The following is a 13,435-nucleotide window of genomic DNA, read 5'->3' on the forward strand; positions in this document are numbered from 1 at the left end:
GCTTGCAGGCCTTCCAAATGGGGCATGGGTAGCGGCCGTCGGCACCGCGTCGTCGTTGAGGAGCGGCAGGACGTCGTCGACTCACCGTTTGACGTTGGCCCTGCGAGATCAGGGAATCTGCGGCCGATTCCGGTTTGGGCTGCCGCATCCCTACCCCCGCTGGGTCGGCGCGGGGGTCCCATGTACACCCGGCGGGCACTGTGACCGCACGACCTGTGCCTGGACCTCGCAGATCCTTGACGACAGCCGCTCGCCGCACGCCACTCGTGCGTGGAGCGGAACATGTTGCCCGTGCTGCCTGTCGGAGCCTGAATGGGTTGATCGACCATCCCACGGAGGGCGTTTCAGCGGTGAGACGTGTGTCGTGGACGGTTGGTGCGTCGTCGTGGACGTCCTTGAGCTGCCCCGGATTCCAGACACAGCGAGCCTTCTTGCCTCCTGCGAGGTACAGCTCGATCGGGGTGGCGAACCCATGGGGTACCGCAGGGTCCGCCGCTAGCGGTGGGGGTCCGCCGATGAGTGATCCAGGTTTGCCCAACAACCGGAAGGACGACCCATGCCTGCGACCGCTGCCGAGGAATGCCGGCGGTGTGGGCACCCCGTCCGCCCCTCTGCGGACGGTCCGGCACGGGCAGGTTGCCGCAGTCGTCAGTGAGGCTCCTCCCAAGCTCTGCGCCCGGCGGCGTGATGTGTTGGCTCACCAAGGTCTTTTGCTGCGCCTCTCGGACGAAGGCCCAGTACTGCCGATGCGGTTCGGGATGGTCACTCCGGACGAGGAGACCGTGCGCGGTCAACTGGTTGTCGGCGAGACGGGGCACGTCGCTGCACTGGACTGTCTCTCCGACGCGGTTCCTTCCGTCAACGCGGCCACAGCAGCGACTTCCGATGCGTGGCGGAGCGATTCTCCGACGCGCACCGCGAACACGTCGAGCGGCACTCACGTTCGGACCGCCGGAGTCTGACATGGGACTGCCCGCGCTCCCCATCGCACCGGTCCGCGGCGTGGTCTGGGTGGCGGAGAAGCTCAGCGATGCTGTCGAGCGCGAGCTGCACGACCCAGGAGTGCTCCGTGCTCAGCTGGCTCTACTGAACCAGGAACTTGAAGACGGAGACAACAGCCTGGAGGAGTTCGAACGGGAAGAGCAACGGCTGCTCGCCCGGCTGCATGCTGCAGAAGTCGGCCCCCGAGCCGAACGATCGAAGGTGACGCACTCATGGATGACACAGCCAAGGTGACCCTCGCGGCCGCAGTAGTGGGCGGCTATGTGCTGGGCCGGACGAAGAAGGGCCGGCTTGCCCTGACCATTGCAACCTATCTGGCAGGCAAACGATTCGGCCTTGAACCCCGACAGCTTGCCGCCGAAGGGATGCGCAGACTCGGCGAGATACCCCAGTTCGCCGAGCTGCAGGAGCAGCTGAAAGGGGAAGTCCTCGACGCGGGCCGAAAGGCAGTGACAGCCGCTGCCGACCGGGGCATGAGTTCGCTGGCCGACGCTCTCAGCGACCGTACGGCCCGGCTCGGCGAGAGGCGGGACGAGGGGGAGGACGAGGGGGGCGAGGAAGAGGAGGAGCCTGAAGAGGAAGAGCCTGAAGAAGAAGGACAGCCGGAAGACGAATACGACGAAGAAGAGTACGAGGAAGAGGAAGCACCGGAAGAGACGCAGCCGCAGCGGCGCAGTACTCGGCGATCAGCCCAGCCCAGAAGGGAGCCCAGAGGAGGCGCGGCTCGCAAGAAGGCCGCTCCCGCCCAAGGAGAGAAGCCTCGGACGGCGAAGAAGACGGCGGCCCGGAAGACGGCTCCGGCGAAGAAGACCGCGACCCGAAAGACGGCTCCGTCGAAGAGAGCAGCATCCAAGCGCGCCGATCGTCGGAGGTAGCCAGTCATGACCAGGACGGAAAGTGCCCAGCCCGCAGTGGAAAAGTCAGGTGCGGGTCGGCTTCGCGAAGAGCTGTCCAACTTCCTCACTGCGCAAGTGGAGAGACTCGCCGAGAAGGCGGGCGACAAACTGACCGACGTCACGGAGCAGCTCACCGACGTGGCCGAGAGCGGATCGCTTCCCGCAATCGGTTCCCGCATCCTCCAGGGCGACTCTCCCCTGAAGGCATTCGTCGGGGAGAAAGCCAAGGGCCTCAAGGACAACGTCGTGGGGAAGGTCAAGGAAGCATTCGGCGGCGGAAAGGGGAAACGTAAGTCAAGCGGCGGCAAAGTCATGAACATCATCGAGGCTCTCGATGTGGGAGTGCCCCTGCGCGTCGCGTACGACTACTGGACGCAGTACGACCAGTTCAGCAGCTTCGCGAAGGGCGTTCGCGACGTCTCGAAGAACGACGAGATGGCCAGTGACTGGAAGGTCAAAGTTGGCCCTTCCTCGCGCAGCTTCAAAGCGACTGTCCAGGAACAGATTCCCGACGACCGCATCGTATGGACATCCGAGGGAGCCAAGGGCACAACCCGTGGTGCGGTCAGCTTCCATGAGTTGGCACCCAGCCTGACTCGAATCGTCCTGGTCGTGGAGTACTACCCGTCCGGGTTCTTCGAGAAGACGGGCAACCTGTGGCGCGCCCAAGGGCGCCGAATGCGACTCGACTTCAAGCACTTTCAGCGATACGTCTCCCTCGCCCAGGAAGAGCCCGAGGGCTGGCGCGGCGAAATTCGGGATGGTGAAGTCGTCGTGTCTCACGAAGACGCCATGGAAGAGGAGGCCGCTGAGCAGGAGGACGTAGAAGGCGAGGAGCCCGAGGACGAGGACGAGCAGGGCGCCGACTACAAGGACGATGAAGAAGAGGAAGACGGATACGAGGACGAGGACGAGGACGAGGATGAGGATGAGGATGAGGATGAGGATGAGGATGAGGATGAGAGGACGTAACACCCTCCAGGAGGAAAGAGGACCGGGACGACGCCGTGACCGACGTCGACTTTCAGGCAGGGGGGCTTGCCTCGTCTCGGGGCCGCAGACCACCAATCTTGCCGACATCCTCGAACGCGTTCTCGATAAGGGGATCGTGATCGCCGGTGACATCAATACCTCGCACGGGCAGAGCACTCGTTCGCGTCCTTGGCGGTGGGGGCGAGGTGTGGCCGATCCCGCGCATCGAAGGCCACGTCTTCGTCTGCCCGCTCGATTCGCGCGGCAGTACGCGGCTGGAGGACCGGGGCGCCCAAGCGGTGGGCAACGAGTGGCCCTGACGTCGGTGTGGATCAGTCGGCGTCGCGTGCGATATCCAGGGCGAGCGCCTGCAGCATCGCGTCGATGGGCGTCACCGGGTCTGTGCGGTCGTACGCGTCCGCGACCGTTTCGAAGGCCAGCACGAAGCCGTTGATCAGGGAGCTCAGAGGTTCGGAGAGCTGGTTCAGCACGGCCAGACCGACCTCCGCCGGATCTGCGGTGTCGGGGACGAGGAAGTGTGTCGGGATGACCTCGCCGAGCAAGTCGGAGACGTAGCCCGCGCCGACGCCACCGCGCAGGGCTGTGAGTGCGGCGATGGCCTTGAGTTGGATCTCGTTCTCGGTCATGTGCCGAGCCTAAGAGGAACCCACGTCGCCGACGTGAAGGGCTTCCTGAGGCTTTCCCGCCCAGTCCGGGGAACGAGGAGGACCTCGCCGTTCTGGAATCCCCGCCCGGCCAGTGTGGAGTCCACGCGCAGTTCGGGCGGCCCGGTCTCGACGCGTCCGGCGGTATCGGGTCCGCAGCCGGCGAACAGCCGGAGTACGTCCTGCTGCACGTCGCACAGGTAGATCTGGATGTCGTGCAGTCCGGCTGCCGCCGCGTACGTCGACACACGGACGGGCAGCTGTTCCAGGGTCATCATGTGGCTGCTGTCGAGCAGGCCCGCGATCATCCTGTAGGTAGCCTCGTGCCGCTGCGCCATCGCAAAGCCCTCCTGCCCTCAGGATCCACTCCGTCCGTCACGTCTGCATCGGCGCAACCTTGACTGTGCCCTTGTCAAGTTTATTGCGGCGAGTTATATAGGTGGTATCGCCATGGTCATAACCGACTGGAAAGGGGCGAACAGGATGCTCAGGCGAATCGATCCCTTCCGCGAGATGGACCGGCTGACACGGCAGGTGTTCGGCACCGCGACGAGGCTCCCGGTGACTCCGATGGACGCCTTCCGTGACGGCGACGCCTTCGTCGTCGAGTTGGACCTGCCTGGCGTTGAGCGCGACTCCATCGACTTGGATGTCGAACAGAACGTGCTCACCGTGAAGGCGGAGCGCCGGACCAGCGCGTCCAGCGACGGCAGCGATGTATTGATCGCGGAGCGCCCGACCGGATCCATTCAGCCGGCGGCTGTTCCTGGGCGAGACGCTGGACACCGACCGTCCTCCTACGACGGAGGCGTGCTGCGGCTGACCATTCCGGTCGCCGAGCGGCCCAAGCCGCGTAGATCGAGATCAGGGCCGGAAACGGCTCACCCAAGGAGATCAACGTCTGAGCGGCAGCAAAGTCGAGAGGGGCCCGCTCTCCGTCCCCCCGCCCCGTCGGCTCCTCGTTCCGGCTGCCCCTCGGGTAGCCGACAGCCGAGGGGGTCACGTATCCGGAACACACGTTTGAAGGGAGCGAGTGATGACACGGGCGGTAGGCATTGACCTGGGTACGACCAACTCCGTGGTCGCCGTCCTTGAGGGCGGCGAGCCGACCGTCATCACCAACGCAGAGGGCTTGCGGACCACACCGTCGGTGGTCGGCTTCTCGAAGCAGAAGGGTGAGGTGCTGGTCGGTGAGGTCGCCAAGCGCCAGGCCGTGACCAACATCGAGCGCACCGCACGGTCGGTGAAGCGGCACATGGGCGAGACCAAGTGGCGCTTCCCGGAGTCCGGAGACATCGACGGCAAGCGGTACGCGGCGCAGGAGATCTCGGCGCGGGTGCTACAGAAGCTGAAGCGGGACGCCGAGGCGTACCTGGGTGAGGACGTGACAGACGCGGTCGTCACCGTCCCGGCGTACTTCAACGACAGCCAGCGCACGGCGACGAAGGAGGCCGGTGAGATCGCGGGCCTGAAGGTGCTGCGGATCATCAACGAGCCGACATCCGCGGCGCTCGCGTACGGTCTGGACAAGGAGAGCGACCAGACGATCCTGGTGTTCGACCTGGGTGGCGGCACCTTCGACGTCTCGCTGTTGGAGATCGGCGAGGGCGTGGTGGAGGTGAAGTCCACCAACGGTGACACGCACCTGGGTGGTGACGACTGGGACCAGCGGATCGTCGACTATCTGACCAAGCAGTTCAAGAACGCGTACGGTATCGACTTGTCCAAGGACAAGATGGCCACGCAGCGGCTGCGCGAGGCGGCGGAGAAAGCGAAGATCGAGCTGTCCGCAGCGACGGAGACGACGATCAGCCTGCCGTATATCACCGCGTCGTCCGAGGGCGCGCTGCATCTGGACGAGAAGCTGACGCGCGCCCACTTCAAGCGGCTCACTCAGGACCTGCTGGACCGCTGTAAGGGCCCGTTCCACAGCGCGATCAAGGACGCGGGGATCTCTGTCTCGGAGATCAATCACGTGATTATGGTGGGCGGTTCCACGCGCATGCCCGCGGTGACAGATCTGGTCAGGGAGTTGACGGGGAAGGACCCGCACAAGGGTGTGAACCCGGACGAGGTCGTGGCCATCGGCGCGGCCCTGCAGGCGGGTGTGCTGAAGGGTGAGGTCAAGGACGCACTGCTCCTCGACGTGACCCCGCTGTCCCTCGGTATCGAGACCAAGGGCGGCATCATGACCAAGCTCATCGAGCGCAACACCACGATCCCGACCAAGCGGTCCGAGATCTTCACGACGGCCGAGGACAACCAGCCGTCCGTGCAGATCCAGGTCTACCAGGGCGAGCGCGAGATCGCGGCGTACAACAAGAAGCTCGGCATGTTCGAGCTGACCGGCCTGCCGCCGGCCCCGCGTGGCATCCCGCAGATCGAGGTCGGATTCGACATCGACGCCAACGGCATCATGCACGTGACCGCGAAGGATCTGGGCACGGGCAAGGAGCAGAAGATGACCGTCACCGGCGGCTCCGCCCTGCCGAAGGACGACATCGACCGCATGATGCGCGATGCCGAAGTGCACGCCGAGGAGGACCGGCGCCGCCGCGAGGCCGCCGAGACCCGCAACCAGGCCGAGCAGCTCGTCTACCAGACCGAGAAGCTCCTGTCCGACAACGCGGACAAGATCCCCGGTGACGTGAAGACTGAGACGGAGGCCGCCCTCGCGGACGTCAAGGAGAAGCTGAAGGTCGAGGACACCGCCGCGATCCGTACCGCCATGGAGAAGGCGGCCGCAGCCTCGCAGAAGATCGGCAGCGCCCTCTACGCCCAGGCACAGGGCGCCGGAAGCGACGCCGACTCCGCGCCCCAGGCCGGGCAAGGGAGCGACGAGGAGGAGGTCGTCGACGCGGAGATCGTCGACGACGAGAGGACGGAGGGCGGCGAGCGATGAACCGGCCGAACAAGTCTCGATCGCCACAGCAGCCGCCGCCTGTCGTGATCCGCCGGCGCATCGCCCCGGTCACACTCCAGCCGAGGAAACCCGACCAGGCGGCGGCCGAACGGGAGACCGGTCGCGGGAAGAAGAGCGCCGTTCTCGGAGCAGAGCGAGACCCGCACAGGGCGGCCAGGCGGCCGAACTGGAGGCGCAGCTCGCCGAACGCACGGCCGACCTTCAGCGACTGAAGGCCGAGTACGACAACTACCGCAAGCGGATGCAGCGCAATCGCCTGGCGATCCGGGAGATCGCAGGGCCAACGTTCTGGCCGGGCTGCTTCCCGTCCTGGATGCCATCGACCGGGCCCGCGAGCACGGCGAAGTGACCGGCGGTCTGAAGGCGGTCGCCGACGTCCTGGAGAACCATCTCGCCGGCCTCGGGCTGGAGACCGTCGGAATGCCGGGAGAACCCTTTGACCCCACCCGGCACGAGGCCGTCACCCACGAACTGTCGGACACGGTCGAGCAGCCAACCTGCGCCACCGTGCTGCGCCGCGGCTACCGGATCGGCGATCAACTCCTGCGCCCCGCTCAGGTTTCGGTCGCCGAACCGCCTGACCGGGAAACCAGTCAGCAGCCGCCGTCCCACCCGGCGTAACGGTGACCGACTGGCCAGCCTCCTCGCTCGCCTGGTCACCCGACAGGGTGCCCATCAGCGTCTCGAAGGCGTTGACCGAGCAGGCAAAGGGGTCAGCGGTGGCATGAGTGTCGTACTGTTCCATCTCCGGGGCTCTTCTCATCCTGCATCCGACACGGTTGGCACCTTCGAATGCAGGCGGAAGAGCCCTTCTATTAAAGGGAGTTGGGCGTGACAGCCGTCCGGCGGCGGGCCGGGGTAAACAGTCACGGGGCGTCCTCGTCCAGCCAGCCCCGTTCCACCAGCCGCTTCAGTTTCGACCGCGTGCCCTCGATCTTCCCGACCTCGGCCGCAAGCCCGATCCTGGGGACGATCTGCTTGGCCCGGACCGGACCCGGCGCATCCGCCACCCCACGGTTGGCGATATTGGGCACGGAGTCCCGGGACGCGCCGGCACCACCTCGGACGCCCGGATGTCATGCCGGAGAAAGGCTGGAAAGGCCCAAGTGGCAGGGGATGCGGTCCGCAGGGTGGGCCGAGATCAGGCCACGCCGAGGAAGCTCAGTACGGCGAGCACCCGGCGGTGGTCGGCGTCCGCCTTCGGCAGGTCGAGCTTGGCGAAAATGTTGTTGATGTGCTTGGCCACCGCGCTCTCGCTGACCACGAGTTGCCCCGCTATCCCGGCGTTGGACCGGCCGCCCGCCATCAGCTCCAGGACCTCGCGTTCCCGCGGGGTGAGCCGGTCCAGCGGGCCGCTGTGGCGGCGCACCAGAAGCTGCGAGACGACCTGCGGGTCCAGCGCCGTCCCGCCGGCCGCGACCCGGCGCAGCGCGCCCACGAACTCCTCCACGTCCGCGACGCGTTGCTTGAGCAGATAGCCGATGCTGGAGGTGTTGGCGGACAGCAGATCGGCCGCGTACCGCTCCTCCACATACTGCGAGAGCAGCAACACCGCGGTCTGTGGCCACTGCTGCCTGATGACCAGCGCGGCACGCACGCCCTCGTCCGTAAAACCGGGGGGCATACGGACGTCGACCACGGCGATGTCCGGCCGGTGCTCCTCCACCGCGGCCAACAGTGCCTCGCCGTCGCCCACTTCGGCGACGACCTCGAACCCGGCCATCTCGAGGACCTTGACCACCCCGACCCTGAGCAGTACGGAATCCTCGGCGATCACGGCACGCACGGCAGCTCCACGGTGATGACGGTCGGCCCCCCGACGGGGCTGTCGACCGACAGCGTGCCATCGACCGAGGCGATCCGCTTGGCCAGCCCTGCCAGCCCGGTACCACCGGTGGGTTCCGCGCCGCCCACGCCGTCGTCGCTGATGACGACCAGCAGCGTCTTTCCGAAGCGCTCCACGGTGACCTCGGCCCTGGAGGCCTCGGCGTGTTTCACCACGTTCGTCAGCGCTTCGGAGACGACGAAGTAGGCGACCGCCTCGATCGTGGGAGACGGACGTGACGGCACGTCCACCTTCACCCGTACCGGGATGGGTGCTCGGGCGGCGATGCCGGACAGCGCGGCGTCCAGGCCGCGGTCCTCCAGAACGGCCGGGTGCAGTCCGCGCACCAGGCCGCTCAGCTCCTCTATCGCGTCCTTCGCCTCCCGGTGCGCCTCATCGATCACCTGGCGGGCGTCCTCGGGCAGGTCCTGGAGCGTGGCCTTGGCCAGGCCGAGGTTGACCGCCAGGGAGACCAGCCGCTGCTGAGCGCCGTCATGCAGGTCCCGTTCGATCCGCCGCCGTTCGGCGTCGACCGCGTCCACCAGGCCGGTCCGGCTCTCGGTCAGGTCCTCGACCCGGCGGGCCAACTGCTCCTCGCGGCTGGGCCCGAGCAGGACGGTGGCGGTGCGGGTGTCGAGCCGGGAGAGGGCGTCGGTCGACAACCGCGCGATGTGGAGCAGGGCGAGCCCCGCCGCGGTGACGTACGCCGCCCAGGTGTAGTAGCCGGGATGGTCGACGCGCCAGTCCAGCGGCACCAGCCAGATCCACAGGTAGATCGAGGTGGCGGTGACGGCCACGACCCATGCCAGGAGGGTGAAAGACCCCGCGAGAGCGAGCAGCGGCCCGTCCAGCAGGTGGTACCTGAGCTGCCGGTGCCCCGCCCGGGATCGCAGCCACTCCGGCAGCCGGGGCCGCTGTCCCGCGTAAGGCGAGGGGATGGCCACGTCGAGCCGGGTGCGGAAGCGGCCGCGCTGCACCTCGGTCAGCAGCGGCCCGGCGAGCACGATGGCCGTGAACGCGACGAACACCGCGACGGGCAGTTGGCCCGCCGGGTCGAGGACCGGGACGAAGAGCAGCCACATCAGGGACACGACGAAGAGGACGCCGAGCTGGACGAGGACGCCCGTGACGAGGAACGAGACCGGTCGTCCGGCTCCCTGGAACGGGAACAGAAGTAGGCGCCGCAGGCGGGCGGTTGTGTGCATGGGGAAACGGTAGGTGTCCGGGCCGGGGGCGGGCCATGGCAAGAGCATCCGCCTCGGGGTGTAGCTAGTGCCACCCCCACAACGGACATTCGCGTTACTGACCATGAGCGCCGGGCGGACGAGGCTTGAGGCCGTGAAGGAACGCCAGGAACGCGAGGAGAACGATCCGATGAGCACGCTGAGCGTCTGCCGACTTCAGGACGAGGCCCGCGGCTCGACCGGTCCGCGCATCCGCCGCCGGTACCGCCTGGAACACGTCCTGGTCGGCTGCGGGCTGGCCCTGCTGCCGTGGCTGGTCGTGCTGGCCAACGGGCTGCCGGGGACCGCCATCGCCTCGAACTGGTGCACCGCCTGGATCGGCCTGGACGCCTTGGAGGCGCTGGGACTGATCGCCACGGGGCTGCTGGCCATGCGCGGCCACCACCTGCACGCCCTGACGGCCACCGCCACCGCGACGCTGCTGGTGGTCGACGCCTGGTTCGACACGATGACCGCGGCACCGGGCGCGGATCGGGTCTCGGCGATAGCGATGGCGCTCGGCGCGGAACTGCCACTGGCGGTGGTGTGCGTCGTGCTGGCGGTACGAGGGTTTGCCCGCCAGACAGCCTGACCCTCGCTCCCGACCCCGCCTCCTTCCCGCACGCCACCATCCGCTCCCAAGGAAAGATCCATGTCCCACACCGTCCTGGCCAAGCCCGCCGTCCGCTGGGCGCTCGCCGCCGGTGCCGTCGCCGCCGGCGCCCTGTGGTTCGGCGACAAGGCCCCTTACCCGTACGCCCAACACAAGCTGCTGGACCTGCCGTTGCCGTATCTGACCGCGAACCGCCTGGACGCCGTGCTGCGGCCCAGGCCAGGTGAGCGGGTGCTGGAAGTCGGTCCCGGCACCGGCCTGCAGTCGCTGCACGTCGCTCCCCAACTCGGCCCGGACGGAAGGCTGGACGTCCTGGACATCCAGCCGGAGATGCTCGACCACGTGATGCGCCGCGCGGAACGGCACGGCGTCGCCAACATCACGCCCACCCGAGGTGACGCTCGTGAACTCCCCTCCCCTGACCGCACGTTCGACGCCATGTACCTGGTGACCGCACTGGGCGAGGTACCGGAGCCGGAGCGCCTGCTGGCCGAGGCGGTCCGGGTGCTCACCCCCGGCGGCCGACTGGTGGTCGGCGAGTTCTTCGACCGCCACTGGATCCCCTTCGGCACCTTGCACCGCCTCGCCGACGACTCCGGCCTCCACCTGGCCGCACACCGTGGCTCCACCCTCGCCTACCTAGCCCGCTTCCGCCCCTGCGCCGCGGCAGCGTAGGGACGGGCCCGGGTGTACTGCCCCGGGAGGCCGGAGCCGGACGCCCGCTCGGCCACGACCGAGGTCCTGTTGAGATGAACGAGGCCGATCTGCGGGAGATCAAAGCCGGAAAGATTGTCGTCAAACCGGGCATTGACATGAGGTCGCCGCACGAACTTTGGTCCGATCCTGTCGAGGCCGAGGCGCTGAAGGTTCGACTCGACGGTCTGCGCCGGGCGAAGATCCGGCTCGCTGAGGAGGTGCTCGTTGTGAATGTGCGCCCGAGTTCCCCCGCACGCGGTGCCCGTAGGCACCTCCCCAGCGGCCCTGCGTTGTGCATCGATAGGGGGCCTTGACCCAAGGCCCCCCGCCACGCTCACCCGACAGTTGCCCATCCGCGCGGAAGGGAAGCCTCCAGTCTCAAGTTACGATCAGTTCTTTGTGATGACTCTGGGTTTTCGATCATGTGTGTGACTTACTGAGGCCACGCCGTCCCGACAGGGGACGACTGGGGGGAAAGGTGCCTCATGAGCATCATCCGACAGGGATCAGTGGGTTCCGTCATTGCTTTCGCTGTACTCGCAGGGATTGCGGCTGCGCCCGCGTACGCGCAGCCGGTGTCGGCTGTTTCTGTCGATGACCCGGAGCCGGTGAACACCGCTCCTCCGGCCGAGCCGGAGGAGGACGACCTGGTCGACGCCACGGATCCGGAGCCCGAGCCGGAGGAGACTGTTCGGCCCGGTAAGCCTGGGGACACGACGAACGGGGAGTACTGCGGTCCGACGCAGGCCATCTACACGCCCAAGACCAAGGGCACCAAGTACCACAAGGTTGTGGGACCGACGAACGCCAACTACAACGGGACATCACGTACGGCGCGTTCGACGTTCACCTCCGAGGTCACCGGTGAGGTCGGAGTGAGCGTCACGGCAGGCCTGTCGACCAGCGTCGACGTGATGATCGCGAAGATCGAGGGCAAGTACGACGTCAGCCTGAGCGCCAAGCTGACCGCGAAGCTGGGCAACTCGATCTCGGTGGACACACCGCCGAAGAAGACGACGAACGCCAAGTACGGCGTCTACCGGCTCAAGAACACCGGCACGAGCTACAAGATCTACAGCAACTGCAAGACCTCGGCAGTGAAGACCATTACCAGCTATACCCCCATGAAGGTGGGCTGGTACCTGTGGGAGAGCTGATCGTCCCGGTTCCCGCCCGGCTTTCTTCCGGCCTCGCCGTAGCTGTCGTGGCTGCGCTGGTACTGACCGGATGCAGTGGAGAGGCGAAGCCCTCACCGTCCGAACCACCCGCCTCGCGATCCGCGCAGCCCAGTCCCACCCAGACCAGTGACCGGGCCGAGCACATCGAGGGCGAGACGGTTTCCCGGGCACCCAAGCCTGCCAATGACGGGCAGGTTCTGATTTCCGTTGCGTCCAAGCACGGAAATGCCGAACTTCCTCTGACCAAGGAAATCGGCGCCGGGATGCTGGCCATCCAGGTCAATTGCCAAGGCAAGGGAACGCTCAACGTCACCGTCGACCCCGTAGGGCTCTCCTTTCCGCTGGAGTGTGTCAGCGAGGAAGTCAGCAGCACCTACAACGAAGTCCATCTGAAGAGAGCGCGCAGCGAGGGTACCGTGCGGGTAACGGCCCCTTCGACGGTTCACTGGGCTCTCACAGCCGAACAGTAGGCCAGCGAGCACGATGGCCGAAGTTGCCGGACAGGAACCCTCCCCTTGTCGGTCTCACTGTGCCGCCAGTCGGTGGGCCGGCGGCGCTCGGGCCCGGCGCGGGGCAGCGGCCTCCGCCGCCCCGCGCAAGCGCATCTCGCCCAGGCGCAGCTGGTCGCGCTGCGGAAACTGGGCGTGGAGTGGGCGTGACACCGTCGCCGCCCGGCCATTGAGCCGGATCGCAGGAGACCCCGGAGCCGCGCGCTGGCCCGGGGTCTCCTGCATGTGACTGCAACGCGGTGGTGCAACACCGGCCCCGGGAGCAGATGTGGCGTGAAACAGCAGGTCAGGGCGCAACTCCACCGGATGATCGCCGCCTTCAACGACCCCCGCGAACAGCAGCGGGCCGTCAAGGCGCTGCCCCGAGACATGTAACTGGACGCCAAGCGACAACATCCACCAGTCCGGCAACGGCATCCTCCTCTGCCAAGATCGACGGCGCTCCGGTCTCGTGGGCGCTGCGTCTGCGCAACGACGACGACGGCCAGGGGGTGTCATGCCCAACCACCCCGAAGAAGGCGTCGACACGCTGGCCCGGATCCGCACCAGCGAAGGCCGGGACAGCGGTGTCGTCTTCGAGCGGAGCGCGGAACGACCGATGGAGCTGTGGGCCGACGCCGGGGAGCACCTCGTGCGGATCGTGCCGCTGCTCGGTCCGCACGCGCTGCCGGCGGACGAACTCGAGGACTGCCGACTGTGCCCCGGCTGCTACCGCCCCCTCTACGAGAGCTCTTCCTCGCACACCCTGATCGGTGCCGGTCCGATGCCGGTGATCGGGCTGTGCAGGCTGTGCGCGGAGCAATGCTCAAGACCTAATAGCTGTGCACGGTGACGGGTGACCCCTACTCAAGACCTGGAGCCGGACTCCTCTCCACAGGCAGAGGGCCCCGTCACCGTGCACCTGCCGAAGCACGTCGAACATCTCCACGATGA

The 13,435-nt window shown here is 67.1% G+C and carries 18 protein-coding genes and 3 pseudogenes; 16 read left to right on the forward strand and 5 right to left on the reverse strand.

Annotated elements, in window-relative coordinates; all coding sequences use genetic code 11:
* Window positions 1–215 precede the first annotated feature (215 nt).
* The 6 genes and pseudogenes from OG611_RS39815 to gvpJ form a co-directional block, all read left to right on the forward strand.
* A pseudogene (locus OG611_RS39815) lies at window positions 216–499 on the forward strand (gas vesicle protein).
* Window positions 500–515: 16 nt separating this feature from the next.
* A pseudogene (locus OG611_RS39820) lies at window positions 516–833 on the forward strand (GvpL/GvpF family gas vesicle protein); the annotation flags it as partial.
* Window positions 834–963: 130 nt separating this feature from the next.
* Window positions 964–1,236 (forward strand): gas vesicle protein GvpG, encoded by a 273-nt coding sequence (locus OG611_RS39825; RefSeq protein WP_266414237.1) that lies wholly within the window; start codon window positions 964–966, stop codon window positions 1,234–1,236.
* Entirely contained in the window at window positions 1,215–1,877 is a 663-nt protein-coding gene (locus OG611_RS39830) for a histone protein (protein ID WP_266414234.1), read from the forward strand. Before OG611_RS39825 ends, OG611_RS39830 begins: the two co-directional genes overlap by 22 nt.
* Before the next feature lie 6 nt (window positions 1,878–1,883).
* Window positions 1,884–2,870: an SRPBCC family protein gene (locus OG611_RS39835; RefSeq protein WP_266414232.1), complete on the forward strand. Its 987-nt coding sequence runs from the start codon at window positions 1,884–1,886 to the stop codon at window positions 2,868–2,870.
* Between the two features lie 35 nt (window positions 2,871–2,905).
* Window positions 2,906–3,024 (forward strand): annotated as a pseudogene (gene gvpJ, locus OG611_RS39840) (gas vesicle protein GvpJ); the annotation flags it as partial.
* A 178-nt stretch (window positions 3,025–3,202) separates the two neighbouring features.
* Here gvpJ and OG611_RS39845 read toward each other — a convergent pair.
* The gene (locus tag OG611_RS39845; RefSeq protein ID WP_266414230.1) at window positions 3,203–3,517 is read right to left on the reverse strand and encodes a hypothetical protein; all 315 of its coding nucleotides are present in this window, start codon (window positions 3,515–3,517) and stop codon (window positions 3,203–3,205) included.
* Window positions 3,514–3,873, reverse strand: a complete 360-nt coding sequence (locus OG611_RS39850) for a hypothetical protein (RefSeq protein ID WP_266414228.1) — start codon at window positions 3,871–3,873, stop codon at window positions 3,514–3,516. Before OG611_RS39850 ends, OG611_RS39845 begins: the two co-directional genes overlap by 4 nt.
* A gap of 232 nt (window positions 3,874–4,105) precedes the next feature.
* Here OG611_RS39850 and OG611_RS39855 point away from each other — a divergent pair, with 232 nt between their 5' ends.
* From OG611_RS39855 to grpE, 3 genes are all read left to right on the forward strand, one after another.
* Window positions 4,106–4,594 (forward strand): Hsp20/alpha crystallin family protein, encoded by a 489-nt coding sequence (locus tag OG611_RS39855; RefSeq protein WP_266425380.1) that lies wholly within the window; start codon window positions 4,106–4,108, stop codon window positions 4,592–4,594.
* On the forward strand, window positions 4,572–6,437 hold the full coding sequence (dnaK, locus tag OG611_RS39860) for a molecular chaperone DnaK (RefSeq protein ID WP_266414226.1): 1,866 nt from the start codon (window positions 4,572–4,574) through the stop codon (window positions 6,435–6,437). The genes OG611_RS39855 and dnaK overlap by 23 nt, the downstream gene beginning before the upstream one ends.
* 339 nt (window positions 6,438–6,776) lie before the next feature.
* A complete protein-coding gene (gene grpE / locus OG611_RS39865) occupies window positions 6,777–7,079 on the forward strand; it encodes a nucleotide exchange factor GrpE (RefSeq protein WP_323180344.1) in 303 nt (100 codons plus the stop codon).
* 245 nt (window positions 7,080–7,324) lie between these two features.
* On the opposite strand, the gene OG611_RS39870 is transcribed toward grpE, so the two are convergent.
* The 3 genes from OG611_RS39870 to OG611_RS39880 form a co-directional block, all read right to left on the reverse strand.
* Window positions 7,325–7,492 carry a hypothetical protein gene (locus OG611_RS39870; RefSeq protein WP_266414224.1) on the reverse strand — a complete coding sequence of 56 codons (168 nt, stop codon included), beginning with the start codon at window positions 7,490–7,492 and terminating at the stop codon, window positions 7,325–7,327.
* 107 nt (window positions 7,493–7,599) lie between these two features.
* Window positions 7,600–8,244, reverse strand: a complete 645-nt coding sequence (locus OG611_RS39875; protein ID WP_266414222.1) for a response regulator transcription factor — start codon at window positions 8,242–8,244, stop codon at window positions 7,600–7,602.
* Window positions 8,232–9,488 (reverse strand): sensor histidine kinase, encoded by a 1,257-nt coding sequence (locus tag OG611_RS39880; RefSeq protein ID WP_266431510.1) that lies wholly within the window; start codon window positions 9,486–9,488, stop codon window positions 8,232–8,234. The genes OG611_RS39875 and OG611_RS39880 overlap by 13 nt, the downstream gene beginning before the upstream one ends.
* A 133-nt stretch (window positions 9,489–9,621) precedes the next feature.
* Here OG611_RS39880 and OG611_RS39885 point away from each other — a divergent pair, with 133 nt between their 5' ends.
* The 7 genes from OG611_RS39885 to OG611_RS39915 all read left to right on the forward strand — a co-directional run bounded on the left by OG611_RS39885 (window position 9,622) and on the right by OG611_RS39915 (window position 13,334).
* A complete protein-coding gene (locus OG611_RS39885; protein WP_266431512.1) occupies window positions 9,622–10,098 on the forward strand; it encodes a hypothetical protein in 477 nt (158 codons plus the stop codon).
* Window positions 10,099–10,158: 60 nt separating this feature from the next.
* Window positions 10,159–10,794: a class I SAM-dependent methyltransferase gene (locus OG611_RS39890; protein ID WP_266431514.1), complete on the forward strand. Its 636-nt coding sequence runs from the start codon at window positions 10,159–10,161 to the stop codon at window positions 10,792–10,794.
* 74 nt (window positions 10,795–10,868) lie between these two features.
* Entirely contained in the window at window positions 10,869–11,129 is a 261-nt protein-coding gene (locus OG611_RS39895) for a hypothetical protein (protein ID WP_266431516.1), read from the forward strand.
* Window positions 11,130–11,423: 294 nt separating this feature from the next.
* On the forward strand, window positions 11,424–11,972 hold the full coding sequence (locus tag OG611_RS39900) for a hypothetical protein (RefSeq protein ID WP_266431518.1): 549 nt from the start codon (window positions 11,424–11,426) through the stop codon (window positions 11,970–11,972).
* A complete protein-coding gene (locus OG611_RS39905) occupies window positions 11,960–12,463 on the forward strand; it encodes a hypothetical protein (RefSeq protein ID WP_266431520.1) in 504 nt (167 codons plus the stop codon). The genes OG611_RS39900 and OG611_RS39905 overlap by 13 nt, the downstream gene beginning before the upstream one ends.
* Before the next feature lie 45 nt (window positions 12,464–12,508).
* A complete protein-coding gene (locus tag OG611_RS39910; protein WP_266431522.1) occupies window positions 12,509–12,652 on the forward strand; it encodes a hypothetical protein in 144 nt (47 codons plus the stop codon).
* 346 nt (window positions 12,653–12,998) lie between these two features.
* Entirely contained in the window at window positions 12,999–13,334 is a 336-nt protein-coding gene (locus OG611_RS39915) for a hypothetical protein (protein ID WP_266431524.1), read from the forward strand.
* Window positions 13,335–13,435 lie beyond the last annotated feature (101 nt).

This window comes from Streptomyces sp. NBC_01363, from assembly GCF_026340595.1.
In the GTDB taxonomy this organism is placed as follows: Bacteria; Actinomycetota; Actinomycetes; order Streptomycetales; family Streptomycetaceae; genus Streptomyces.